The sequence below is a fragment of the Bacillus sp. AY3-1 genome (assembly GCF_008368785.1).
Taxonomy (GTDB): domain Bacteria; phylum Bacillota; class Bacilli; order Bacillales; family Bacillaceae_G; genus Bacillus_A; species Bacillus_A wiedmannii.
The window spans coordinates 336,468-361,277 of sequence record NZ_QORZ01000009.1; the positions used below are offsets into that span (position 1 = coordinate 336,468).

At 35.8% G+C, this 24,810-nt stretch carries 19 protein-coding genes and 3 pseudogenes; 2 read left to right on the plus strand and 20 right to left on the minus strand.

Features of this window, described 5'->3' with window-relative positions; all coding sequences use genetic code 11:
• Nucleotides 1-17: 17 nt before the first annotated feature.
• The 3 genes from DN389_RS07030 to DN389_RS07040 are packed head-to-tail and all read right to left on the minus strand — an operon-like array spanning nucleotide 18 to nucleotide 3,087.
• The gene (locus DN389_RS07030; RefSeq protein WP_061679380.1) at nucleotides 18-1,220 is read right to left on the minus strand and encodes an ABC transporter permease; all 1,203 of its coding nucleotides are present in this window, start codon (nucleotides 1,218-1,220) and stop codon (nucleotides 18-20) included.
• Nucleotides 1,217-1,897, minus strand: a complete 681-nt coding sequence (locus tag DN389_RS07035) for an ABC transporter ATP-binding protein (RefSeq protein ID WP_000631628.1) — start codon at nucleotides 1,895-1,897, stop codon at nucleotides 1,217-1,219. The genes DN389_RS07030 and DN389_RS07035 overlap by 4 nt, the downstream gene beginning before the upstream one ends.
• Nucleotides 1,894-3,087, minus strand: a complete 1,194-nt coding sequence (locus tag DN389_RS07040) for an efflux RND transporter periplasmic adaptor subunit (protein WP_149236953.1) — start codon at nucleotides 3,085-3,087, stop codon at nucleotides 1,894-1,896. Before DN389_RS07040 ends, DN389_RS07035 begins: the two co-directional genes overlap by 4 nt.
• 374 nt (nucleotides 3,088-3,461) lie before the next feature.
• On the opposite strand from DN389_RS07040, the gene DN389_RS07045 reads away from it, so the two are divergent.
• Nucleotides 3,462-3,653, plus strand: coding sequence for a helix-turn-helix transcriptional regulator (locus DN389_RS07045; RefSeq protein WP_088082100.1), 192 nt, complete (start codon nucleotides 3,462-3,464; stop codon nucleotides 3,651-3,653).
• Entirely contained in the window at nucleotides 3,654-4,166 is a 513-nt protein-coding gene (locus DN389_RS07050; protein ID WP_088082099.1) for a DUF3278 domain-containing protein, read from the plus strand.
• Between the two features lie 114 nt (nucleotides 4,167-4,280).
• Here the strand turns inward: DN389_RS07050 and pgtP are convergent, their stop codons facing one another.
• From pgtP to DN389_RS07135, 17 genes and pseudogenes are all read right to left on the minus strand, one after another.
• Nucleotides 4,281-5,615: an MFS transporter gene (gene pgtP, locus DN389_RS07055; RefSeq protein WP_064469975.1), complete on the minus strand. Its 1,335-nt coding sequence runs from the start codon at nucleotides 5,613-5,615 to the stop codon at nucleotides 4,281-4,283.
• A 19-nt stretch (nucleotides 5,616-5,634) separates the two neighbouring features.
• Nucleotides 5,635-6,669 (minus strand): ABC transporter substrate-binding protein, encoded by a 1,035-nt coding sequence (locus DN389_RS07060; RefSeq protein WP_097858832.1) that lies wholly within the window; start codon nucleotides 6,667-6,669, stop codon nucleotides 5,635-5,637.
• Complete coding sequence (locus DN389_RS07065) at nucleotides 6,666-7,448, minus strand: DUF3919 family protein (RefSeq protein ID WP_149236954.1); 783 nt, start codon at nucleotides 7,446-7,448, stop codon at nucleotides 6,666-6,668. Before DN389_RS07065 ends, DN389_RS07060 begins: the two co-directional genes overlap by 4 nt.
• 66 nt (nucleotides 7,449-7,514) lie before the next feature.
• Nucleotides 7,515-8,945, minus strand: a complete 1,431-nt coding sequence (locus DN389_RS07070) for a HAMP domain-containing sensor histidine kinase (RefSeq protein WP_149236955.1) — start codon at nucleotides 8,943-8,945, stop codon at nucleotides 7,515-7,517.
• Between the two features lie 11 nt (nucleotides 8,946-8,956).
• A complete protein-coding gene (locus tag DN389_RS07075; RefSeq protein WP_064476140.1) occupies nucleotides 8,957-9,628 on the minus strand; it encodes a response regulator transcription factor in 672 nt (223 codons plus the stop codon).
• Nucleotides 9,629-9,749: 121 nt separating this feature from the next.
• Complete coding sequence (gene manA / locus DN389_RS07080; RefSeq protein WP_149236956.1) at nucleotides 9,750-10,694, minus strand: mannose-6-phosphate isomerase, class I; 945 nt, start codon at nucleotides 10,692-10,694, stop codon at nucleotides 9,750-9,752.
• A 17-nt stretch (nucleotides 10,695-10,711) separates the two neighbouring features.
• A complete protein-coding gene (locus DN389_RS07085) occupies nucleotides 10,712-12,664 on the minus strand; it encodes a PTS fructose transporter subunit IIABC (protein WP_149236957.1) in 1,953 nt (650 codons plus the stop codon).
• Nucleotides 12,665-12,808: 144 nt separating this feature from the next.
• Nucleotides 12,809-14,755 (minus strand): BglG family transcription antiterminator, encoded by a 1,947-nt coding sequence (locus tag DN389_RS07090; protein ID WP_149236958.1) that lies wholly within the window; start codon nucleotides 14,753-14,755, stop codon nucleotides 12,809-12,811.
• 132 nt (nucleotides 14,756-14,887) lie between these two features.
• Nucleotides 14,888-15,227: pseudogene (locus DN389_RS07095) on the minus strand (DDE-type integrase/transposase/recombinase); the annotation flags it as partial.
• Nucleotides 15,228-15,467: 240 nt separating this feature from the next.
• Nucleotides 15,468-16,895 carry a polymerase gene (locus DN389_RS07100; protein WP_149236959.1) on the minus strand — a complete coding sequence of 476 codons (1,428 nt, stop codon included), beginning with the start codon at nucleotides 16,893-16,895 and terminating at the stop codon, nucleotides 15,468-15,470.
• A gap of 191 nt (nucleotides 16,896-17,086) precedes the next feature.
• Nucleotides 17,087-17,766 (minus strand): annotated as a pseudogene (locus DN389_RS07105) (IS3 family transposase); the annotation flags it as partial.
• A gap of 166 nt (nucleotides 17,767-17,932) precedes the next feature.
• Nucleotides 17,933-19,298: pseudogene (locus DN389_RS07110) on the minus strand (phospho-sugar mutase); the annotation flags it as partial.
• Between the two features lie 92 nt (nucleotides 19,299-19,390).
• Nucleotides 19,391-20,383 carry a UDP-glucose 4-epimerase GalE gene (gene galE, locus DN389_RS07115; RefSeq protein ID WP_149236960.1) on the minus strand — a complete coding sequence of 331 codons (993 nt, stop codon included), beginning with the start codon at nucleotides 20,381-20,383 and terminating at the stop codon, nucleotides 19,391-19,393.
• Between the two features lie 124 nt (nucleotides 20,384-20,507).
• Complete coding sequence (locus DN389_RS07120; protein WP_149236961.1) at nucleotides 20,508-21,326, minus strand: SGNH/GDSL hydrolase family protein; 819 nt, start codon at nucleotides 21,324-21,326, stop codon at nucleotides 20,508-20,510.
• 98 nt (nucleotides 21,327-21,424) lie between these two features.
• Entirely contained in the window at nucleotides 21,425-22,339 is a 915-nt protein-coding gene (gene tagU, locus DN389_RS07125; protein WP_000727076.1) for a polyisoprenyl-teichoic acid--peptidoglycan teichoic acid transferase TagU, read from the minus strand.
• 111 nt (nucleotides 22,340-22,450) lie between these two features.
• Nucleotides 22,451-23,398, minus strand: a complete 948-nt coding sequence (gene manA / locus DN389_RS07130; protein ID WP_149236962.1) for a mannose-6-phosphate isomerase, class I — start codon at nucleotides 23,396-23,398, stop codon at nucleotides 22,451-22,453.
• 36 nt (nucleotides 23,399-23,434) lie between these two features.
• Nucleotides 23,435-24,808 (minus strand): sugar phosphate nucleotidyltransferase, encoded by a 1,374-nt coding sequence (locus tag DN389_RS07135; protein ID WP_000767080.1) that lies wholly within the window; start codon nucleotides 24,806-24,808, stop codon nucleotides 23,435-23,437.
• Between the last annotated feature and the right edge of the window lie 2 nt (nucleotides 24,809-24,810).

The window sequence follows — 24,810 nt, forward strand, 5'->3', positions numbered from 1 at the left end:
TTCTACTACACTAGTAATTACTCATAACGTAATGCTTCAATTGGATCTAATTTTGCAGCTTTATTCGCTGGAATTAATCCGAAAATAATACCAAGTGTCATAGAGAATAGTACGCCTCCAACGACAACTTCCCATGAAACGAGTGGTGGCCATTTCGCAAATGTGGAAACGATATATGCCCCGCCATATCCAAGACCAATTCCGATTAAACCACCTAGAAGTGTTAACATGACTGCTTCAATTAAAAATTGTAATAAAATTTTACTACGCGTTGCCCCAAGCGCTTTACGTATCCCAATTTCGCGCGTACGCTCCGTTACAGATACGAGCATAATATTCATAACACCAATACCACCAACGACTAATGAAATACCCGCAATACCGCCAATGATCATCGTCATGATGCTAGTGACTTTAGAAACATTTTCTTGTAATTCTTTTAAATTCACCAGTTCATATTTACCTGGAATTTCACTTGGCTTACGACTATTTAACACATCAACAGCTTGTTTCCCAGCTGCTTCTAAATCGTCTACATTTTTAGCTTGAATTGCGATATTTTGAATATCATCTGTTCCGAATAAAACAGGCCATAATGTAAGGGGGATTAACGCTTCTTCCATTTCAAATCCCATAAACTCATTATCAGATGTATACACACCAATAATTTGCATTGGCTGCCCCTTCATCTCAATAATTTGTCCAACTGGGTTTACGTCCTTAAATAACGTCTCTTCTGTTTTTGTACTAATCATCACAACGTTATTTGCATGAGAAATATCTGATTCACCTAAAGTACGTCCCTTTACGACCTTTACTTTATTAACCGCAAAATATTCATTATCAAGACCAATAACATTCAGATTTGCTTTTTTATCATTTACATCCAATATCTCTGTTGTCGAATTTGTCGTAATAACATGTGAAACATCTTTCACTTGTTTTACTTCCATAATATCCTCTTCTGTTAACTTTGGTATTTCAAATCCGCCTATAGCAAACTCATCATTCATATCTGGTTTAAATTGAATTGGCATAAGGTTATTACCACCAGAACCTGCGAATTTCGACTTCAGCATCGCTTCCCCGCCTTGCCCAATTGCAACGACAGTAATAATAGAACCAACGCCGATAATAATACCGAGCATCGTAAGAGCTGAACGCAGTTTATGAGCTAAAATAGAAGATAGGGCAATTTTTATACTATCTAGTAAACTCATACCGCACACCTTCTATCTTCTGTAATTTTCCCGTCTCGCAGTACAATGCGGCGGGAAGAATACGCTGCTACTTCCTCTTCATGCGTAACCATAACAATCGTTGTACCTTCTGCATTAAGCTTTGTGAAAATATCCATAACTTGCTCACCAGACTTCGTATCAAGCGCACCAGTAGGCTCATCAGCCATAATGAACGTTGGATTATTCGCAATCGACCTTGCAATCGCTACACGCTGCTTCTGTCCACCTGATAATTCATTCGGCAAATGATGAACCCTATCTGACAAACCGACTTTACCAAGCGCTTCCAGAGCCCTTTGACGACGCTCTGCTTTCTTCACACCACCGTATACGAGCGGAAGTTCAACATTTTCGACTGCCGAAAGACGCGGCAGCAAATTAAAGTGCTGAAACACAAATCCAATATATTCATTACGAATTAAAGCAAGCTTTGACTCGTCTGCTGTTAAGATATTCACATCATTCAGCATATATTCGCCTTCTGTTGGACGATCTAAACAACCGATAATATTCATAAGCGTTGATTTACCAGAACCAGACGGTCCCATAATCGAAACGAACTCACCGCTTTGAATCGTTAAACTAATACCGTGCAAAATCGGCACTGCCAATTTTCCTTGATAATACGTTTTAGCAATATTATTTAACGTAATCATTTCTCTTTCACTTCCATTCCGTCATACACGTCGTCGGAAGGATTTTTAACCACCTTTTGCCCCACTTTTGCGCCTTCAACAATCTCTGTCCAATCTCCATCAGTAGAACCTTTTTTCACATTTTGTTTACGAAGCTTCCCTTTCTCCTCAACATAAACAAATGCATCATTGCCTTTTTCTACAATGCTCTTAGTTGGAACAGCAATCATCGTCTTATTCTCTAAACTTACTTGCAGAGAAACGTGATAACCTGGAGATAAACCATCTTGACTATCAAGACTTGCTTTATATGTATATTGGGACATATTTTGAGTCGCTTCACCGATACCACCAGCTTGAGCCATCTCTGCACTCGTTGGGAATTCACTTACCTCTGTAATTTTACCTGTCCACTTCTTCTTATTATTCGCTTTCGCAGTTACAGTAAATGTTTGATCTGGTTGAATTTGTGACTTTTGAAGCTCAGTTAACGTCCCTTGAACTTGGAATAGATCTTTAGACGCCACTTGTAAAAATGCTTTCCCTTGACCGCCTAACGCTTGAGATGAACTTTGCGCCGCATCTTTATCTAACTTTTGAACGACACCAGTAAAATTACTATAAATCGTAAGCTCTTTCTGCTTTTTACTTAACTCTTCTTTTTGCAACTTCCCTTTTTCTTTCTCAAGATCAGTTGTCTTTTGCGCCATCTCTAACTCACTTACTTGCTCGTCCATCGGATCCGTTACTTCTTTCCCAGCTCCGCTATCCTTTGCCTTCTTAATTTCTTTCTTCAACGAATCAATTTTCTTTTTTCCTTGATCATAACGCATATCTGCCATCTTCTGATCAAGCTCAGCTTGCTTCATTTGCAAGTTAATCTCTTCATTATCATAAGAGAATAACTTCGTACCTTTCTCTACCTCTTGTCCTTCTTTCACTGCAATATCTTTCACTTTTCCTTTAGTCGGATCCGCATAGAAACTTTCAATATTCCCTGGTTTCACCTGACCAGAAATTAACTTCGTATTATTAAGCTTTCGCTCCGTTACCTTCTCAAAGCTCACAGCATCAGCCGTCGTTGCTGCGCCTTTCTTCTTCCCTTGCATTACAAAAATATTAACTGCTGCCACAATAACAATTAGTGCAATAACCCCGATGATAATCCATTTCTTCTTCTTGTTTGGAGTACGAACCGTATTTGGTAACATATTCTCGCTCCTTTTATAACTTAATAGTTTAATATAAAAATTGTATAAAACTTTCTGAAAAATAATTACATATTATTACATTCTTTTTACAAAGTTTTACACATCCATTTATATTGTAACAAAAATTCCAATGATTAGAAATATGACATATTGTCTTTTAAGATAGATTTAAGGAAAGATTATATTAATATAAAAAAGCCATCCTTTATTAATCAACTCCTTACCAAGATAAATTATTAAAATCATTTTCCTAATTGCACCATTATCATTTTTGTCACATATATTTGACATTTCATGTATTCAATTATAAAATGTCACATATAAATGACATTTCTGATGCACGAGGTCTACAATTATTAATAGGAGGTTTATATTTGAATAACGTTAAACAATATCGAAAATCTGAAGGTCTATCGCAGCTAGAATTAGCTAAAAGAGTTAACGTGGCGAGACAGACCATAAACTTAATTGAAAACAATAAATATAACCCCTCTTTAGCCTTATGTATCGAATTAGCAAAAGCACTAAAAACAGATTTAAACAGTCTATTTTGGGAGGCCGATTAAATGATGAAACTTGAATGGAAAGAAAGAGTTTATAATAGTTTTGTTGGAACAATGAGTGAGAGAGATGAATATCAAAAACAAGAAATCAATAAAGAATTATCTGTAGCTGGAATTGGTTTATGGTGGTTAAATATGTTGGTAATGCTTATTATGTTACTTGTTGATACTATGAACCACACAATATCTATAGGAACTATATTAATTTTTCTATCTAATATGATTTACGCTAATTATTTAACATTTAAGCTTAAGAAAAAAGGTTTAAATGAGACTGAATGTGCAACAAAAGAAGAGTATTTGCAACATAAGAAAAAATTAAGAAAAGCGGGCTTAAAAGCAGGTGTACTTTGGGGCTTTCAAATGTTTGTTTTTATGAATTATATCCTTCCCTATGTAGGTTCAGAAGAAATCTCTATTTCTTTATTTAAGGTTGTAATTTTCATCTGTGGCGGCGGATTTTTTGGTCTAACTATGTACATAATTGGTTTATTAAATCTTAAAAAATTATATTAATTAACAAAAATCATTTACACATTAAACTGCAATTTTACATACTGTTTGTTTTTTCTAAATAAAAATCTAAAAGCTATCCAATATAATAATTGGATAGCTTTTTCAAATAAAATATTATGCTACTTTAGAAGCTTTTCTCTCATGTCCCATTTGAACAATCAGTAAGAATATTGTTGCTAATACACCACCTGCTAACAGTAACATGAAGCAACCATCCCAGCCAGAACGATCAACAATAATACCAATTGCTGCGTTTGCTACGAAGCTTCCTCCAACATAACCGAACAGGCCACACATACCAACTGTCGTACCTACTGCGAATTTCGGTACTAATTCCATTGCACTTAAACCAATTAAAAATTGTGGTACATAAATTAAACAACCGATAATAGAAACTGCAATACTCACAACTATAATATTAGTTGCTTGCCAATATACGATTGTTCCAACAACAACTCCAGCCATACTTATAACACATAACGGCATACGTTTCCCTTTGAATAATTTATCGCTTAAAAAACCGACAATTAAAGAACTTGGAATCGCTGCTGTTTCAAATATTGAATACGCAAAATGCGCCTCTGTCTTTGTAAAACCTTTCACTGTTGTTAAGTAAATTGGTACCCAGTTAATAACACCGAAACGAATTAAGTAAACAAATGCATTCGCAATACATAAGAACCAAACAAATTTATTTTTCACTACATATTTCATTAAAATTTCTTTTGGTGACATCTTGTTAGCATTATCTACTTTTTCAAGCTCTTCATAGTCATTACGATATTCATCAATTGGCGGAAGACCTTCTGATTCTGGCGTATCTTTCGCGTTAATCCATACTAGAACTGCAATTACCATTGCGATAATCGCTGGGAAAATAAATACGCCCCCTTGCCAATGGCTTTCCCCAAAAATACCTACACCAATTCCAATGAATGGCGGAACAAGTAGTGCTCCAACGTTATGTGAAATATTCCAAAGACCTGTTTTCGTACCACGTTCTTTCTTCGAGAACCATTTTGTCATAACGATACTACAAGGTGGTGCTCCCATACCTTGCACAATACCGTTTAGAACAAGTAATGTTAAAATCATCCCAAAGGAAGATGCATAGCCGAAACAAATATTAACAAGTCCAGATAAAAATAAACCTACTGCAATAAATCGTTGAGCAAATGCCTTATCAGATAAATTACCCATAAAGAATTTACTAAGTCCGTAAACAACAGCCATTACTGCACCCAATAACCCAATTTGTGTAGTGCTAAATCCGAACTCATCAACTAAATACGTAGTAGATAAATTAAAATTACTACGAACTAAATAATAAGCAGCATACCCAACTGAAATTCCCATCAATACACGAATACGTAATAATTTGTATACTCGATCAATCATATCCGCTGGCAATCTCTCAATTGCAGGTGCTGGCTTAAGCCATTTAAACATATTCTTTCGTCTCCTTTTCTCACTTCTGAGAGAGACGCTGTCTATTCCATATCTCGATTATTCCGCTATTTGATATATTTTGGTTTGTTCTTCTAACCGGCTGTCCTTCTATTTCTTTCTCATTCTTCGCAAACATCGTTGGTACGCCAAACGAAACTTTTTCTAAAATGTGACCCGCTTCTTCTGATAAACAATAATCAATAAATAAATCCGCAATAATACCATTCGGTGCACGTTTTAGTTTCGAAATCGCATTAACAGATAACCCTGTTTGCTCAGGTACAATACTTACAATTGGAAAGCCTTGTTTTTGAAGCATTCTCTGATCTCCCATGAAATTGATGCCTATCATATACTCACCGCTTGCAACAAGTTCTGCCGGTATGTAACCATTCACCGTTACTTCACCAACTTGCCCTGCAAGGTTCTTCACATATTCCTTCGCTTCTACTTCACCTACAGTATCAATAAGTGATTGAAAAAACGTATATGCTGTTCCTGAGACATTTGGATCTGGCATTACAATCTTTCCCTTATATACTGGATTTAATAAATCTTGCCACCTTGATGGATAAGGAAGTCCGAGCGGTGCTATTTCTTCATTCCACCGCTCTTTATTGATCGCAATTGCCAGCTTCTCCACTTCATAACCGTACCAATAACCGTCTTTATCTTTAACAGTTTTTGAAATACGGTTCGCATGCTGACTCATAACAGGAATAGATAGATTTTTTTGCTTCATCATTTGATGCGCGTCTACCGTACCGCCAATAATAATATCTGCTTTCGGATTTCCAGCTTCCTCTTCTACCCTCCGAAGAAGCTCTTCTGTCGAAAGACGAATAAATTCATACGTACAGCCGCGTTGTTTACAAAATGATGAAAGCAAAGCTTCACCAACTTCCTCACGAGCTGCTACATACGCAACAAGATGACGATCATCCAAAACAGGGAGACCACTTTTATTATATTTAATAGAGGTTGTATCTCGAGAGCAACTAGACATCGCTCCTCCAATTACTAGCAAAAAGAAGAAAAAGGCTATCTTTCTCATGACACATTCTCCTTTACAAATAAATTTGCGAGGGAGCTTTTCATATACATAACATTCCCATTATTATCGCCGAGATATTGCACAACAAAGTACGATGGATATACAGAAATAGTAAGAATGTCTTCCCGCTCATTCTTTATACGCTTCCCTGTTTTATAAGCGGTAATATAAGCAATCGGTTCATTCTGTGATTGTAATAATTTCTGTATTTCTCCGTAATCTGTAATTTGCTTTGCGTACCGAATCGAATCAAGTATGTGCGTAAGATTCATCGCACGTTCTACATCACCTTGGCGTACTATGACATCCTGTGCTGACGCAAAAAAATCACTAATACGTTCTGGTGTATAATACAGGCTTAACAAATACGTTTGAAATGCTGAAATCATTGGATCCGTACAATTCTTTCCGTACATATCAGCCCCGTACTGGAACAAGTCACCTACTGCAAAAGTACGTTTATTTCCATTCAAGTACGTTACTTCTCCAGTAAATACTTGTTCTTGATTCTTAGTTTCTCTCGGTTCTATTTGAATTCGGTCAAAGAATGAAACAATCGTATGCAAACGAACTTCATCCGTTATAACAATTTCTCCCCACTTTTCATGCCTAACCTTCATTTCAGTAGGCAGGGATTCATTCACCCTTTGTAAAACAGTTTGTTTGTCATTCACTATTGTGATCCGATTATATATTTGCTTCTCCATCACATAAAACAAAATAAGAGAAACAATTATACAAAGAACAAACATAAGAATTTGAAATGATAGCCTTTTCATTTCTGCCTACCTCCAAGATAAAAAAACGTTGTTTCGAAAATACCGCATAATTGTTTCATAAATGTATCATTTAACCGCTTTCAAGTTTTTTATGTCTTCCATCCGTCTCGGAAGCAAAAATGTAATAAATATTGTAGTACCAATCTCTTCACTACTCTCAATTCGCATACTTCCGCCCTGCTTATTCATAATCTCCTGACAAATATACAAACCGTAACCATTCCCGTAACTAGAAGGCAGTACATTCCCTTCTGGTGCTTCATTCCACTCTGCAAGCACACCTTCATCTATACCAATGCCATCATCATGAACAAAAACCTTTGCCTCACGTTCATTTACAATTACATTCATACGAATTTGCGTAGCATCGCTATATTTTATCGCATTATCAAGTACGTTTAAGAAGATCTGTTTCGTCTTATCAAAGTCCGCAACAACATGTACATCTGTTAACTCATTTATCACTTCAATCTCGAATTTCTGCAGGCGAGGTTTCACAATTGAAACTGCTTCTTCGGCTAATTCCTTTACATTCACAACTGTAGGTGACACTTCAAACGTACTCTTCCCGTACTTTGAAGACTTAAGCAATTCCTCTACAAGTGATAATAAACGCTCACTTTCTACAGCCACATAACGCAGGCTTTCCTTTACATCTTCCTTCGCCTTTAACTTCGGAATTAAATCCACATAGCCAATAATCGCCGTTAGCGGTGTTTTTAGCTCATGCGTAATGCGGTCTAAGAAATCTTTCTGCTTCTCTTTCTCCTCTTTCAATTGCTTAATATGCAGTTCAATTCCATCAGCCATCGCATTAAAAGATGCTGAAAGCTGAGCAATTTCCACATATTCATTTAGCTCAATCTTGCTTTTATAATCACCATTCGCAAGCCGATGCGCCATTTGTCTTAACTGATCAATCGGCTTATGAAGAGACTTTGCCAAACGAATTGCAAAGAAAATACCTGCAGCTACTAGACAAAGAGACGTCATTAAAAACGTCCAACCGACATTTGTTAAAACTTCCTTCTCACCCGTTAACTCATTTATAAAACGAACACTTCCGATGACATCGTTTCCATAATAAACTGGGCTTGAAAACAAAAGAATTGGAGCTGGATCTCCCTCTTCAAAAACATAAGACTTCTTCCCCTTCAAAGAGCTCTCAATATCAATGTTCCGATGAAGAAGTGCTCCCTTTTGCGTATCCGCAACAACATCTCCATTCTTCCCAATCATCTGTACACGTACATCCATACGCTTCGCTAAATACGAAGCAATTAAAAGTGAATTCGGACCGAGCGTCTCGACCTCTGCTTCCTTCTCTAAATAATTCATCGTATAAATTTGTGCTTCTACACTTAACTTCTCTAAAGAATTTGCCGCGTTATGATACATATTCTTTTCTAACGTAATATAAACAACTGCGTACAAAAGAACAAAAATCGGGATTAACAGTCCCACTATTCCAAACACCATATTCCTTTTTAAAGACATACCATCACCACTTAACAATCCAGTTTATAGCCAACGCCATAAATTGTCTTAATATATTCCCCGCTATTCCCTAGCTTCTTCCGCAGTCTTTGCACCATAATATCAACCGCTCTCGTATTTCCGATATACTCAAACCCCCATACCTTCTCAAGTAACTCATCTCTCATAAATACACGCTGCGGATTTGAAACAAACAACTGACATAAATTAAACTCTCGGTACGTTAACTGAATTTCTTGTCCACTAACATGCACTTTTCTTTCCTTAGGACAAATCGTTATCTCTCCTGCCCCAATTACTTCATGACTTACCGTTACCTCTGCCTTCTTCACACGCCGCGTCATATTCTTGACCCGAAGAATAAGCTCCGCATAATTAAACGGCTTCGTCACATAATCATCTGCACCAAGCTGCAAGCCAAGCAATTTATCATTCATCTGACTCTTCGCAGTTAACATGAGTACTGGAATATCCCTATTCTTCTCACGGAACAAACGAAGCAACTCGTACCCATCTGTATCTGGAAGCATAACATCCAAAATCAGTACATCCGGCCCTTCATTCCATTTCTCTAAAGCTTCTCTTCCATCAGCCGCCGTGAGCACTTCATATCCTTCCATCTCCAACTGCATCCGAATTAAATTACGAATACTCGACTCATCATCCACTACAAGTATTTTCATTATTCTCCTCCTTCCATCCCGTATTATAGTACAGTTTAGTATAGCAAAAATCATACAAAAAAAGAGAGGGTATTGTCGAACATATTTTGTCGACGATACCCTCTCCACTTATATTTTTCGCTTACACGCTCGCAATAATAAATTCAGCACGCCCTACAACTCTATATTCCCCAAAATCACTTGGTAGTATGAGGTGATCCCCTTGTTCAAATTGATAATTTTCAGTCCCATGTATTAACTCTCCTTCTCCATTTATTACACTTAAGAGAAGAAATGGACTATTTTGTGTTAAGTTAACCGTCCCGTCTAACTCCCATTTTCTCACTGAAAAATAAGAGCACTCAATAAGTTTTGTTACATGTAAATCTTCTACTTCTTCATATTGTACAACTTGTTGTTTTGAAACAAATGGTGTTTCTATTACTTCCATACTTTTCTCAAGATGAAGTTCACGCAATTCCCCCTCTGAATCTCTTCTATTATAATCATATAATCGATAAGTAGTATCAGAGTTTTGTTGCGTTTCTAATATTAAAATACCTTCACCAATTGCATGAACCGTGCCGCTTGGAACAAAGAAGAAATCACCCGGTTTCACTTTTACACGTTGTAATAGCTTGTCCCACTCTTCTTGTTCAACCAAATTTACTAGTTCATCCTTTGTCTTTGCATGATGCCCATAAATAATCTCAGCACCTTCTTTGCAATCGATGACATACCAGCATTCAGTCTTTCCTAGCTCACCATTTTCATTTATACGTGCATATTCATCATTCGGATGCACTTGAACAGATAAGTCACGATTTGCATCTAAAATTTTTGTAAGAAGAGGAAAGCGATCCCCCTCAATATCCCCAAATAATTCTCGATGATTATTCCACAATTGTCCTAGAGACAAGCCTTTATACTTTCCACTTTTAACTACACTTTGTCCATTTTGATGCGCTGCAAAAGCCCAACATTCTCCCGTTTGTTCTGATGGTAGTTCATATCCGAAAGAAGTTAATTTCGTACCACCCCAAATTCTTTCTTTAAAAATGGGTGCAAAAAATAACGGTTCTGTCATGATTAAAATCCTCCATTTTATACGATGTCATCTAATAACTTATGTGCTTCTTCTTTCGTTTGGACAGATATTAATCTCTCTCTGTAACTATCATCCATAAGTTTTCGTGAAAGCATTTGAAGAATCTTTAAATGTTCATTTCCTTCACTCTCTTTTGGAACTGCAATCATAAATATTAACTTTGCATCCGTTCCATCTAAACTTTTCCAATCTACCCCCGATTGTTTAATCCCAAATACAACACTCGGTTTTTTTACTGCATCTGACTTTCCATGAGGAATCGCAATATTCATTCCAATACCTGTACTGCTCTCTGCTTCGCGACTCATAATAGCTTGCTTAAACTCCGAATCAGAATGTAAAGCACCTACAGCATTTAATTTCCCAATCATTTCATCAATAATATCGTCACGTGTCTCTCCTGCTAAATGAATATCAATTAACTCCATGCTCGTTATATCTGTTAACTTCTGAATTTCAATCTTTTCATCTTTCTTTTCTATCACTTGCTCTTGAACTTCCGTTACTTCCTTTGTTGCTGACACTTCTTTCATTTCTTTTAATTCCTGGACTTCTTCAACTTTCGAAATATCTTTCTTTAATACATTCACAATAACTGCTGTAACAAGAGAACCTGCAATAATGGCAACAAAGAACATAAATACATTATCTACCGCTCCTAGTACCGCGACAATCGGTCCACCGTGTGCTACTCTATCTCCTACATTACCAATCATTGCAATAACCGCACCTGTCATAGAACCAGCCATAATACTTGGAATAACACGCAATGGATCCTGCGCTGCAAAAGGAATAGCTCCTTCTGTAATACCGAATAAGCCCATCGTAAATGAGGCTTTCCCCATTTCCTTTTCAGCTTCTTGGAACTTTCTCTTTCCTATAAATGTAGCAAGTCCCATCCCGATTGGTGGAATACAAATCGCTGCTGCAATCGGTCCCATAATTTCATAATTTCCTTCTCCGATCATTGCGGAACCAAATAAGAATGCCACTTTATTTACTGGACCACCCATATCGAATGAAATCATTGCACCTAAGATTAATGCTAAAAGAATTGAACTTGAACCTTGCATACCAGCTAACCAAGCCGTTAACGATTCAAATACTTGTGCTACAGGAGCACCGATAATAAATACAAATGCTAAACCAACAATAAGTGATGTAAATACCGGAATAATAATAATCGGCATAATTGGTTGAATCGCTTTTGGCACTCTTAACTTTTTAATCCCTAAAGCTACATAACCAGCTAAGAAACCCGCGATAATGCCGCCTAGGAAACCTGCTCCACTCTCACTACCATAAAAACTTCCCGTTGCTGCAATATATCCACCAATCATACCAGGAACAAGTCCAGGTTTATCAGCTATACTATACGCAATATAACCAGCTAAAATCGGAACCATAAATGCAAATGAAGCCCCACCTATTTGCTCAATTGTTTTCCAAAAAGAACCCTCTGGTATTACTAAACCACCAGGAGTCTTTTCACCGCCAAGTGTTAGTGCAATTGCAATTAATAATCCTCCTACAACAATGAAAGGAACCATGAATGATACACCATTCATTAAATGGCGATATATAGGATTTTGTTTTTTTCCTTGCGAGTCATCCCTTACCTCTTTCACATCTGCATGATAAACAGGAACATTACCCTCTACTACTTTTTGAATGAGCTCCTCTGGTTTACGAATACCATCTTTAACTCCTACAACTAGTAACTTTTTACCTATGAATCTATCTTTATTTACAGCACGATCCGCAGCTATAATGATGCCATCCGCTTCACGAATTTCTTGCTCAGTAAGTTCATTTTCAACACCTATACCACCTTGTGTTTCAACTTTCATTTGAATTCCTAATTTATCAGCTGCTTTTTGCAAGTTTTCTGCAGCCATATACGTATGGGCAATCCCATTTGGACACGATGTAATCGCTAGTACTTTCATTTTAATCCTCCTCAACCCTTATGTAAGCGCCTACAAATACTATATATCAATATTTGATTCATAAAAGTTTTCTTTTTTACCGTAACCTCCGGAAAAAACATTATTTTACCGAAGCAAATAAAAAAGTAAGGCTTCTCGCCTTACCTATTCATATCTTAAATAAGATAAAAACTTCATTATATTCTTTTCCTTTATAAGCTTCTGAACAAAAACAGGCTGTTCACTTATAAAAGACAACTCATGAAATAACTGTTTCGTAACTTCCTTACCATCACTCTTAACTGCTAACATAAATACAAGCGATACTTTCTCTACTCCCCAGTTTAGCGGCTCCTTAAGCGTAGCCACTGCAATTGCGGATTGTTTAATGAACTTAGGACTTCCATGCGGAATGGCGACTCCTGCACCAATTGTCGTTGCTGACATTCTATCTCTAGCAATCGCACTTTCAATATACTCTTTCTCTACATATCCCTTTTCATAAAGAGATCTCGCTAATCTTTCAATCAATTCATAACGATGCTCTACTTCCTGTTGTAAAAAAACTAAAAAAGGAGTTGTATAATTCAATAAAACAAAGTCCTTATTTTCGTTAGATGGTAGTTCATCTAATTTCTTCATAAAATCCTCTAACTTACTTTCTTCACTCCGCTCTAATAAAGGAGATACAACACAATGAGGAATCTTTAACTGTGGAAGATCTATCGTAGAAATAATAAGCTCTACCTTTTTATTTTTCATTAAGTATTCTTCCAAATCGGACTTTGCGATACAATCCATCACATGGACATGCCGGAATTTCCTTTCAATTTTTGTCCGTAATAATTGCGACATCCCTATCCCCATATGACAAACAATAATCACATTTTTTGATACCTTTTTATCATTCAAACGCTCCATTGCCGCCTGAAAATGCAAAGTAAGATAAGCCGCTTCTTCCTCAGGGATTTGTAAACTTAATGATGTATTAATATCATCCAGCTCATGAATTAACATATCAAACATATACGGATACATGCGCTTAATTTCATGAAGCATCGGATTCGAGACAGAAAGATTATATTGCAAACGATTTAATGTCGTATACAAGTGCATCTGTAATCCCTCTACTAAAAATGTATCCTTATCGAAATCAATTTCATTCAACTTAGACATACTATCTATTAAATGCGATACAACTTGTGAAAGCACGGGGCTACTCACATTTAGCTTACTTTTCTCCCATTCATCTTGATAGCGAAATTTCCCACCTAAAATATGAATGGCTAAATAGGCTATCTCTTCTTCAGTAAAATGAACCGTAAATACAAACTCTAACCTTGTTAAAAAGTCTAATGTCCATCCATACTCTTTCGTCTCTCGCACAATGTTTAAATCATCTGTAGACATTGAAATTGGTTGTTTTAACTTCATCCTCCGCACCATAATTAACGTATGTAATAAAAGATTTTCTAACGTATCATCTGTAAAAAATATAGCGTATCTTTTTTGTAACACTTTCAATTCAGTCATTACAAATTCAATTTCATGATACAAAAACTGCTCTTTAATAAATTGATTCATTAATTCTCGATTATGAATTAAATCTGATAGTTTGGCTAATGCTTTTCTCTTATTTCTCTCATCGCCTTCTACCGTTAAGCCTACCCTCTGCTTTAAAATTAACTCTAATCCCAGTTCCTCAAGCCACTTTTCAATTCTATCTAAATCTTTCTTAACTGCAGCTCTATTAACGAAATACTGCTCAGCAAGCTCCTGCACCGTAACTGGCTTAACATTCATCAACAAACTATACGCTATTTGCAACACTCTCTCCTCGTCTGATGCATAGCTTACATTCTGTTTTACAGCATACAATTTATTAAACAAACTCGTCCTATCATAATCCTTAATTTCTAAACAGACACCTAAACCTGGTTTCCGAATAAGAAGTGCATCTGAATACTTCTCTAAATATTCCTCAATCACCTTAAAATCATTACGAATCGTCTTCTCCGAACATCCTATCCTATCAGCAAGCTCCTGCACTAACAAATACTCATTAGACTCAGATAATAAAACTTGTAAAATTTCCTGTTGTCTTTTATTCATCTGCTTCACCTGTTTCTTCTATCCTTTGTACCCATTATGTTACTAACTTAGTGCATTTATCATAACATATTAGTGAATTTCTGAATTAGGGGATTTTATTGTTTGAAATTTGTTCATAAAAAAAGAGTATTATGCCACGGCCTTTGACGTATATTGAAATCCCTGGAATGGAAAAGGTGCTTAGTTTTAGTGGTTAAATACCTTCTTTCTAATTGATCTAATGTAGTTAAAACCAAATCCAAATTATTTTTAGATATACCTTGTAGGAAGCGATTTCATTGTTGTATAGATCAAACACAGTTGACAGATAGGCGAATTGTTCTCCGATTTGTACATAAGTAATATCTGTTACGAATTTTTAATTTTTCTTTTCAGCCTGAAACTCTCGATTCAAGTGATTTTTAAACACGACAGATGTTTTTCTTCCATAAAACGGACGTTTCTTTCGAATGATAGATTGAATACCCAGTTGTTCACGAATTTCTCGTAATGATTTTCCTTCTTCTAATCGAAGATGAACTGCTTCTCATTTTAGTTCTTCTGTATATTTTTGAAATGATTGTCCCTTTCTTGCCATAAAAAAATCCCCTCCAGATAAAACAGTATTGAGTCCATCATATCAGATGGACTCTTTTTTTACTGTCTACCTATAGGGGATAATATCAAAGCCACCCTTTATAATAAAACTTATACTTTTATTATAAAAATATCATCAATCCGCTTCTGATTTATATTCACTCTTAATAGTAACAAATACTCCACTCATTAAGAATATAATTCCTGCTGAGATGAAACTAATGGCAGATTCACTTATGATTGAGGAACATAATGTCCCGATTAATGTAGCAGCCATTAAATTTGAGAAATCCCTTATATAAATATCTTTATTTTTATTCTTCCTAAAAAAATGAACAATTATAATAAAAAACAAGAAAATAAGTATCGAAAATAAACCTAATTGCCCGACTATCATACCTATGAAACTTTCACCAGCACCAATTTCATCATTGTTTCCACTTGCATATAAATTAGCAAAGTTACCGGCCATCCCCAAACCAAGACCAAAAGGATCATCAGCTATTACGGTAAAGTTATGTGTAAGACCTTTTAAGTGACTAGGTAAAGATGAAAACTTCTCAGCATTTGATAAAATTACAACCAATACTGCTCCTAAAAAGCTCATCAATACAAACCCTAATGGTCTGTATTTACTTCTAAACACTTTAAATAACACAACAATGGCAAAAGATAGCATCCCACCTTTTGATAAAGAAAGCAGTAGTGCAATTATAAGTATTACAAAATAAAATATAGTTTTCTTTCTACTGAATATATGAGTAAATACTAATATAGCAAGTGGGAAAACCAAATACTGTCCGAATAAAGTAGGGTCTGCTATAAATGAAACCATACGTCTAAGCGAAGTTCCTATAAACGCTACAAAATCAAAAGTGTAAAAGTTCCCTGGAAGTCCACCGGCTGCATACGCCCAGTTTCCCATTCCCTTACTGTGCATATATTCTACTATCCCGATATTCACCCAAAATGAATCTCCTAAAATAAACCTTTCTAAAAAACCAAAAATACATGCCATTACCGAGATTTTAACAAAAAACTTTAAAAATTCATCTGCTCTTTCTTTTTTAATAAATAAAAACCTACCTAACAAATAAAGAGCTATTGGTGACATTAACTGTCTAAATTGTACAAGCTTAGTAAACAAAGCGGCGTCTGTAGGAACAACTAAGTAAATACCAAGGCATACTGTGCTTATAAATGCTAATACATCAACAAAAGTAGCTTTAAATTTTTTGAAATTATAGACAAACATAATTACTAAAGCGGCATACGTTAATATGTCTTTTAACAAAATAAACAGCTGAGGTATAGAACCGCCAATATATTTTGCTAATAACATTGCGATGGAATTTTGAAGCACAATATACAACATTAACAAATAAATAAATCGATGTGGCTTACTAGCAATAAATATTATTATACTCAACACAAAAATTAATACAAAAAAAACAGCTATAACTATCGGGTATAGGGATACTATACCAATAATTACAGATAATAACACAATTAATAGAACAACAGCTATAATATTATCTTTTTTTATTGACATAAGATTGTTCATTTTGGTCCCCTTAATTCTTTTTCTAGAAAAATTGTAACTAAAGTAAGATTTTCCGTCAAGTTATTCCATTATATCTCAAACATAGATAAACATATGTATTAATGTTCTAATGTGAATTGTGTATAGTAATTTTTATCTTACAAACTAACTTTTGTGTCCCATCACAAAAAGTTAGTTTGTAGCTTGGTTTAGGCGAATTGTTCTCCGATCCGTACATAAGTAATATCTGTTACGAATTTTTGATTTTGCTGTTCAGCCTGAAACTCTCGATTCAAATGATTTTTAAATACGCCAGATGCTTTTCTTCCATTGATAGATTGAATATCCAGCTCTCTCATAAGACGACGAACGCGTTTATGAGTCATTGCCATTCCTTCTCGAGCTAAAGCTCGAGTCATGCGTTTATCTCCATAGTAAAGGTGCTGACGATGAATAGACAAAATATGTTCTTTATGCCACATATCCCTTTTCTGACGCAAACGCTGCACGTTATGCTATTTCCGTGATTTGAAATAGCCATCTGAGCGGATACATCTGGTGTAATGAATCGATAAGCGAAAATCGTTCTTTTTTAAGACCATTCTTTCCCCTGTAGATTTAGATTGCGCTTTTTTAAACACTCAACCTGCGCCTTCAAATAAGCATATTTTTCTAGGCTATTAAAATTCTTGCGATTCCAAACACCACGTTGACCCTAAAAAGATTCTCCCTATTGAGCACGTTTATCCACTCTACAATCTGTAGCATCACTCTTTATACCCATTTGTTCACGAGTTTCTCGTAATGATTTTCCGTCTTCTAATCGAAGACGAACTGCTTCTCGTTTTAGTTCTTCTGTATATTTTTGAAATAATTGTCCCTTTCTTGCCATAAAAAATCCCCTCCAGATAAAACAGTATTGAGTCCATCATATTAGATGGACTCTTCTTTTACTGTCTATCTATAGGGGATACTACCACTACATATCGAACTCTTATAAATTTATTATAAACGATTCTAATATCTTCCTTAATAGTAAGTAACTTTTGTTCACTATTTTGTAAAGAATTATCTTTACCTTTTAGCGTTAACGATACAAGATCTTCACGGAAGAAACCATACTTCTCAAATACTTCCAATAGACCATCGTATAACGTTTTTCCTTGTGACTTGTAGTATGCAGCTACTTCACATGCGAATAGAACAGATTGTACTGCATCTTTATCACGACAGAATGGACGGATTAAATAACCGTAGCTTTCCTCATAACCGAATTGGAATTCGTATTGTCCGCTTTCTTCATACTGTTTAATTTTCTCACCGATAAATTTAAATCCAGTTAACGTATCAACTGTATCTAAACCGTATGCTTTCGCGATTGTACGACCAATTTCAGACGTTACGATTGTTTTTAATACAACACCGTTCTCTGGAAGTGTTCCGTTTTCTTTCTTTTGAGATAATAAGTAATCAAGCATTAATGCACCTGTTTGGTTACCAGTTAATACTTGGAACTCACCATCATGATTACGAACTGCTACGCCAAGGCGGTCTGCGTCAGAATCCGTTGCGATTAACACATCTGCGCTTACCTTCTCACCGTCACGAATTGCATACTCAAACGCTGCATGCTCTTCTGGGTTCGGTGATTTAACTGTAGAGAAGTTCGGATCTGGTAACTCTTTCTCTTTTACAACCGTTACATCTGTAAATCCAACTTCTTCTAAACCACGGCGTACAGAAATATTTGATGTTCCGTGTAATGGTGTAAAGACGATTTTTAAGTCTTTCCCAACATTTTGTACCATTTCTTTATTAATGATGACATTGTTCAATTCTGTAGCATATGCATCATCTACTTCTTGTCCAATAATATGTAATAAACCGTCAGCTTTTAATTGCTCCACATTAGCAACCTCAACTGTTAACTCCTCAGCTTCTTTTGGAGGCAACTGCCCACCATCTTCACCGTATACTTTATAACCGTTATATTCCGGCGGATTATGGCTTGCCGTAAGAACGATATGTAAATGACGAACTACGGAAGAAAGCACTGGCGTTGGACGTAAGCTTTCAAACACATATGTTGTAATACCCTGTGCACCAAGTGTAGCAGCTACTTCCATTGCGAACTCAGGTAATTTATGACGAGAATCATATGCTACAACAACACCGCGCTTCTTCACCTGATTTTTCAATAAACTTCGCTAATCCTTGCGTTGCTTTACGAACTGTATATACGTTTAAACGCTTCGTACCAGCACCAAGTTCACCACGCATACCACCTGTGCCAAACTCTAAATTTTTATAAAAGCTGTCCTCAATTTTCTTCTCATCTTGTTTCATGTTTTCTAGCTGTTCTTTTAATTCTGCATCTAACTCTGCATATGAAAGCCAGCGACTATATTCTTGTTTCCAATTCATATGATTATCCCAATTTCCAATTAAAAAGGTATGCTTTAAAACATATACCTTAAAAAGTAGTAACTTAATTTTCGTATTTAAATTTAAACTTACTATTTTTCATACCCATTAGGTTTCTTCTGATGCCAATTCCAAGCATGCTCAATGATTGTCTTCACATTTACATACTTAGGATCCCAACCTAGCTTCGCTTTCGCTTTCTGAGAAGAAGCAACTAGACGTGCTGGATCTCCCGCACGGCGCGGTGCTACCTCAGCAGGAATTTCATGATTTGTAACTTCACGAACTGCATCAACGATTTCTTTTACACTAAAACCATTACCATTTCCTAAGTTATAGAAATCACTCTCTCCGCCGTTCTGTAGGTCTTTAAGCCCTAAGAAGTGAGCTGCCACTAAATCTTCAACATGAATATAATCACGGATACAAGTACCATCTGGTGTATTATAATCCTCACCAAACATCATAATCTTCTCACGTTGACCTAACGCCACTTGCAGCACAAGAGGAATTAAATGCGTCTCTGGACGGTGATCTTCCCCAATAATACCATTTGGAGTTGCACCAGCCACGTTAAAGTATCTGAAAATCTTATAACGTAAATTAGAAGCTTGGCTATACCAATGAAGCATCTTCTCGATTGCTAACTTCGTCTCTCCATACGTATTCGTTGGATTTGTCATCGTTTCCTCAGTAATAAGTTCTACATCTACCTCGCCATACGTTGCCGCAGTAGAAGAGAAAATAAACTTATCTACCTTAAACTCATCCATTACCTCTAATAAGCAAAGCGCGCCATACACATTATTATTATAATATTGAAGAGGCTTCTCCATACTAACTCCAACTAAAGAATCAGCTGCGAAATGCATAACCGCCTCAATATTCTCTTGTGTAAAAACATCTCTTAAAAATGCTTTATCACGAAGGTCGCCATTATAAAACTTCGCACCTTCCGTAATTGCATCCTCATGACCAGTTTGTAAGTTATCTACTACTACTACAGATAAACCTTCGTCTACTAATTTTTTCACAGCGTGAGAACCGATATAACCAGCTCCGCCGCAGATTAGAATTGAGTTCATTGTCTTCCTCCTACATATATTAGGATTGAGTTCATTGTCTTCCTCCTACATATATTAGGATTTCTTATTCACTCTCTTATTATAAAAGGTATACGATTGCTCGTATACCTTTTGTGTACCTTTATTACTTAGCAACGAAATAATCCGTTACATATTGTGCCCAAACTTCGTGGCCTTTAGCACTTGGGAAGCCGAATTCTTCTGTTAAATATGGCAGGATAGACTTCGTTGCTGCATCAGGCCATACTCCCCAATGATCTACATATGTATAACCATTTTGCGTCGCAAATTGCTTTAACGCCTCAATTGCCTTCGGATAATTCTTCGCACCATACACTGGGTTTGGTGGTTGAATCATAATCGTAGCACCCTTCGCACTAGTAGAAAGTGCTTGAACAAACTTCTGTGTACTCGCAACAGAGTTTCCATTACCAGTTTTACCATTGTCAGTAATAAATGGTGGTTCGAATAAAATCACATCTGGATTATCTTTCGCAATCTCTTTATCACGCTTTTTTGCGATTAACTCGTCTGTGCTTTCACCCTTATATTCCTTTACTGTCACATTCCATAACCCTTTACCGTAAGCAGTTTCTAAATTATCCGTTAACTTAGCTGCCCAAGCATCTTTTTCAGATGAAGAAGCTTCATCACCAACAATAACAAGATTTACTGCCTTCTTATCCTCAGCAGCTTTTTTTAACTTCTCTTTCACTGCATCTGGTAAATTCTTCGCATATGCTTCATTAAAAGATGACTCCACATCTTGTTTTTTCTCTGTGTTCTTCGCTCCACTATCTTTCACTTCAGACTTCATTTTCGTTACTTCACTCGTCTGCCCTGTCGCATTCGCAACCTTCTTATTCCAGTACAATTTACCGCTCACAACCGAAGCAACAAACAATACAAAAATAACTAGTACAAGTACTGCTTTCTTATTCATCGATTCACCTCATCTATTAATCTCACAATATATAATACTAATATAAATCCATGCAAAAATAAACCCAACTCCTACCAAAGGAGTTGGGTTATTACATATTACTTAGTCACTTCAAGATGCGCTCTTAGCTTATTCGTAATATCTTGTTTCGCTGCATCTGGAACATAGTAGTACCAAATACCATCAGCGGCTTTATGGCCATCGCCTGGAATTTGGATTTCTTCACTATTCTCCATGCAATCTTTATAGTTCTTTTGAATTTCAAACATTTGATCCTGAGTTAAACTTGTTTTAACATTTTTCTCAATCGCTTTTAACACATCACCATAACTTGCTAGAGAAGATACACTTGCACCTTTTTTAATTACAGCTTGGATGACTTGACGTTGACGCATTTGGCGACCGAAGTCACCGCGTGGATCTTCATAACGCATACGAGTATATTTTAGGGCTGTTTCACCATTTAAATGGATATTACCTTTAGCAAAATGTTGATCCCTCGATGTAAACTCCAAATCGTTATTTACATCAATACCTCCAACAGCATCTACAATATCTCTAAATCCAGCCATGTTTACTTCAATGTAATGATCAACCGGTACGTTTAGAAAATTCTCTACTGTTTTTACAGCCATATCAATTCCACCGAAAGCATAAGCGTGGTTGATTTTATCCTTTTTACCTTTACCAACAATTTCTGTATAAGAATCACGTGGAATACTTGTAATTTTCATAGATTTTGTTTTTGGATTTAAAGTAAATAACATAAGTGAATCTGATCTACCTGTTCCATTATCTTCTTGATCTACACCCATCATTAAAATAGAAATAGGCTTTTTATCAGACACATCAACTTTTTCTGAACGTTTATCCGATTTATCACGGTCTAATGGCTTGTGAACTGCATCTAATGTGTTCGTTACATTAGAATACACATGATAAGCATACGCTCCGCCACCAATAACGAGTACTCCTACTATACCGAGAATCCAAAATAAAATTTTCTTTTTCATTCTTATACCCTCTTTGCTTATAATTACAAATAAAATACTAAGACTTCTTCATTATATTATAGCAATAATACTAAATGATAAAGTTAAATTACAAAATTAATATGACCTATCCTATGGATGAGAGACAATTAAAGTCACATTTCCTTTTACAATAAAACTTTCAATTCCAGCAGGAAGAATAAAGTGATCTCCTTTTTTTATACTAAATTCCCCACTTACAGTTCTTAACGTCGCTTCACCTTCAATTACACTCGCTAATTGAAATGGTTGATTCTGTTGAAAAGATGCTTCCATTTGAACTTCCCATTTATAAACTGAAAAATACTTTTCTTCTACATATTTAGTAACAAAGGCACCATTCTCTTTTCCAATCTCAGGATAGATCTTATAATCTTCATGAGGAATCATTGATACAGCGATTGATTTTTCAACATGTAGGTCTCTCTTATTCCCATCACTATCGATACGATCATAATCATACACACGATATGTCGTATCTGAACTTTGCTGTGTCTCTAATACTAATGTTCCTTCACATAACGCATGAATCGTCCCACTTGGTACATAGAAAAAATCTCCAGGTTTAATTGGTACTCGACGTAGTAATCGATTCCACTGGTTATTTTCAATCATGCCTTCAAATTCTTCTTTAGTTTGAGCAGTATGTCCGTACACCATTTCAGCATTTTTTTTACAGTCAATAATATACCAACATTCTGTTTTCCCTAACTCACCATTTTCATGGATATTTGCAAATTCATCATTAGGATGTACTTGTACAGATAAATCTTTTTTTGCATCCAAAACTTTAGTTAATAAAGGGAACTGATCAGATTTATAGTTCCCAAATAATATCCTATGTTCATCCCATAGTTGCTTTAATGTTAACCCTTTATATTTACCGCCCTTTACGATACTCGGTCCATTTAAATGAGCAGAAATTCCCCAGCACTCTCCGGTTGTTTGTGAAGGTAAATCATAATTAAATCCTTTTAAAGATTCGCCTCCCCAAATCCGTTCCTGTAATACTGGCTGAAAAAATAATGGTTCTTTATACAAAATAACTCCACCTCTAGCTACTTTTACTACTAATTTTTACTTCTTTAAATAACAAACTTCCTCGATTTCATTCCATTGCATATAAATTCGAACAATATCTTCCTCAACTAGCTCGCTACCTGATTGCACTTCGATAAACTCTAAGTCTGTAACAGCTTTAATTGCATGCTTCTGTCCAGGTTGAATTTCCAAGACATCCCCAGGGCGAACAACTCGTATTTCATCATCTAATACAAAAATACCTTCACCTTTTACAATTGTCCAAACTTCACTTCTATTATTATGATATTGATAACTTAAATTTTTACTAGCTGTAATACCAATGCGCTTCGTTAATACCTCGTTCCCATCATCATATTTAGTATAATCTAGTACACGATACCAACCCCAGCGGCGCTCTTCATACATTGGTCTTTGATCCCAATCCCCCACCAATTCTTTCACTCGAGGGCTTGCATCTTTTTCTGAAACTAAAATACCATCTGGACTAACAGCTACAATTATGTTAGAGAGACCTAATACAGAAACTGGGATATCTAACTCATTAATAATATGATTTTTCTCACATTCAATCCCCATATTTCCCTTACCAAGGATGTTCGTCCCCATTTCTTCTGTAAGAGTATTCCATGTTCCAAGATCTTTCCATGAACCGTTATAAGGAAGTGCAACAATATTTTCAGTCTTCTCTACTACTTCATAGTCAAAACTTATCTTCGGTAAACTTGCATATTGTTGAACTAACATATCATATTGAACAGGAAGTCCTTTTTGATCTAATAGGGAGATAATTTTATCTAATTTAAACGCAAATACACCACTGTTCCAAAGTGCATTTTGCTTTAGTAACTCTTCCGCTTCGGCAATGACTGGTTTTTCTTTAAAATGACTTACTTGAATAAGTTCCTGTGTACTTTTCTCTACATTTGGAACAATATAACCATATTTTTCAGATGGATATGTAGGAGTAATCCCCATTAAACCTAAATCTGCGTTTGAAGAGTTTAGTGCCTTTTCTAAATCTAATAGTCTTTCAAAGAAACTATTTTCTACATATGGGTCTACAGGTAATACACCTACAACCTCATCCAAATCAACGTGTTCTTTAGAATATAGATATGAAGCGGCAAGGGCGATTGCTGGGAATGTATCACGGCGTTCTGGCTCAATAATAATAGGTACATCATTTCCTAGCTGACCATTAATCATATCTACTTGAGATTTACTTGTAGCAATAACTGCATCATTTTCAATTCCTAAGCTTGTTAATTGTCCCCATACCCTTTGAACCATAGATTGCATTTCATCATTATTATTTTTGAGTACCTTTAAAAATTGTTTAGATCGTGAATCATTTGATAATGGCCATAATCTTTTTCCTGACCCACCTGACAAAAGAATTAACTTCATAT